Annotated in this window: 1 protein-coding gene and 1 pseudogene; one reads left to right on the top strand and one right to left on the bottom strand. The window is 72.7% G+C overall.

From position 1 onward, the window contains the following. Positions 1–383 (bottom strand): annotated as a pseudogene (locus AB0M20_RS40120) (hypothetical protein); the annotation flags it as partial. Positions 384–508: 125 nt separating this feature from the next. On the opposite strand from AB0M20_RS40120, the gene AB0M20_RS40125 reads away from it, so the two are divergent. Next, on the top strand, positions 509–2,074 hold a 1,566-nt coding region (locus AB0M20_RS40125), incomplete at its 3' end, for a protein kinase (protein ID WP_364306385.1).

Raw genomic sequence — 2,074 nt, forward strand, 5'->3', positions numbered from 1 at the left:
GTGACGACCAGGACGCCGAGCAGCACCGCGGAGAAGACCGCCGCGCCGTAGTCCAGCCCGCGAACCAGATGCAGCACGACGCCGGCGCCGGCCACCACCACGGCGACCTGCCACGCACGGTGTTTACTCCGGCGGAGCCCGGCTCCGAGATAGATCAGCAGCAGTCCGGCCGCCGTCGTCGCCGCGCGGGCGGTGAGGATCCCGGCGACCGGCATGAGCTCGGCGAGTGCCGCCATCCGGCCATGTCGTGGTGGCAGCAGACCGGTCAGGATGTTCACCATGCCCGCGAGTTGCACCAGGCGGGCGACCGCCGCGCGCGACATCGGCGGCCGGGCTCGCCAGACCTCGGTCCCGGCGTCGGCCGGGACGAGTTGCTGTATCATGCCGCTATCGTCTGTGCGAGCCCTTGACTTTGTCGCAAAGCCCGCTGTGAGTCGCCTGGACGCGGATCGACACCGGTCTCGCCGGGCGTGCGTGGACTCCGTGCGGTGCGGGTACATCGCTGGTCATGACTACCGAGCCGGTCACCGTTCAAGGGCGGTACCGGCTCGGCCGCCTCCTGGGCGCCGGCGGGATGGGACGGGTGTGGCTCGCCCGCGACCAGACCCTCGATCGTGATGTCGCGGTCAAGGAGATCCTCCTGCCCGACGAGCTGCTCGAGGCCGACCGGGAAGCGTTGCGCAGGCACATGCTGCGCGAGGGCCGCGCGAGTGCCCGGCTCAGCCATCCCAACGTGGCCCGCGTCTACGACGCGTTCGAGTCGGCCGGCCGCGCGTGGATCATCATGGAGTACGTGCCGTCGCGTTCGCTGCAGGAGGTCATCAGCCAGGACGGGCCGCTGCCACCGGAGCGCGCCGCGCGGGTCGGGCTGGAGGTTCTCGCCGCGTTGACCACGGCACACGCGGCGGGCGTACGCCATCGCGACGTCAAGCCCGCCAACGTTCTGATCGGTCACGACGGCCGGGTGGTGCTCACCGACTTCGGCGTCGCCGCGGTCGACGGCGAGAGCATCTCGACCAGCTCCGGTCTCGTGGTGGGCTCACCGCAGTACATGTCCCCGGAACGGATCCGCGACGGTGAAGCCCATGCGGCCGGCGACCTGTGGTCTCTCGGCGCCACCCTGTACGCGGCGGTCGAGGGCCGTCCGCCGTACCAGCGGGCCTCGGTGATGGAGACGATCACCGCGATCGCCGCCGACGAGCCCGAGCCGCCGCACCGGGCCGGACCGCTGCGGCCCACCCTGGACGGATTGTTGCGCAAGGACCCGGCCGAGCGGATCGACGCGGCCGAGGCGGAGCGGCGGCTGAGCGCGGCACTGGCCGAAGGCTCGGCGGCCGTCAGCAGCACAATCCCGGAGGAACCCGAGCCCTCCGCCCCGGCCGAAGGCCCAGCGGCCGGTGATGACCCGGCCCCGGGTTCTCCGCCCTTGCCGAAGGCTCAGCGGCCGGAAGCGGCACAGCCCCCGGGTCGGGCGCCATCCGCGGACGGCCGCCGGCGGCGGGTCTGGCTCACCGCCGCGGCCTGCGCACTGGTCGTGCTTGTCGCCGGTGTCGTGTGGGCGGTGTTGCGGCCGGACGACCGGGCGTCGAACAGCCGTGCCCAGCCGAGCGCGGCTCCCGCCGCCACGCCGCCGACGCCGTCGTCGGACCCGTCCGAGCCGTCCGGGTCGTCCGGGGCCGGGTCCGGGTCTTCCGGGTCCGGGTCCTCCGGGTCCGCCGGGCCGTCCTCCCCCGCTACCTCCGCGCCGGTTTCGGCCACCGCCACCGGGCGTTCCCGGCCGCCGCTGCCGGGCGGATGGATCGACCATCGCGATCCGACCGGCTTCTCGGTCTACGTACCCGAGGGCTGGTCGCGATCGAAGGAGGGGTCGATCGTGTACTTCCGCTCGAAGGGACGGGTCCTGGGCATCGACCAGACGCGCGAGCCGCAGTGGAATCCGGTCGCCGACTGGCGGGGAAAGGCGACCTATCGGGTACGCCGCGGCGACTTCCCGCGGTACGACGAGGTCCACATCCGGGAGGTGGACTACTTCCTGAAGGCCGCGGACTGGGAGTTCACCTTCACCCGCTCACAC

Source organism: Actinoplanes sp. NPDC051633 (assembly GCF_040681735.1).
Classification (GTDB): Bacteria; Actinomycetota; Actinomycetes; order Mycobacteriales; family Micromonosporaceae; genus Actinoplanes.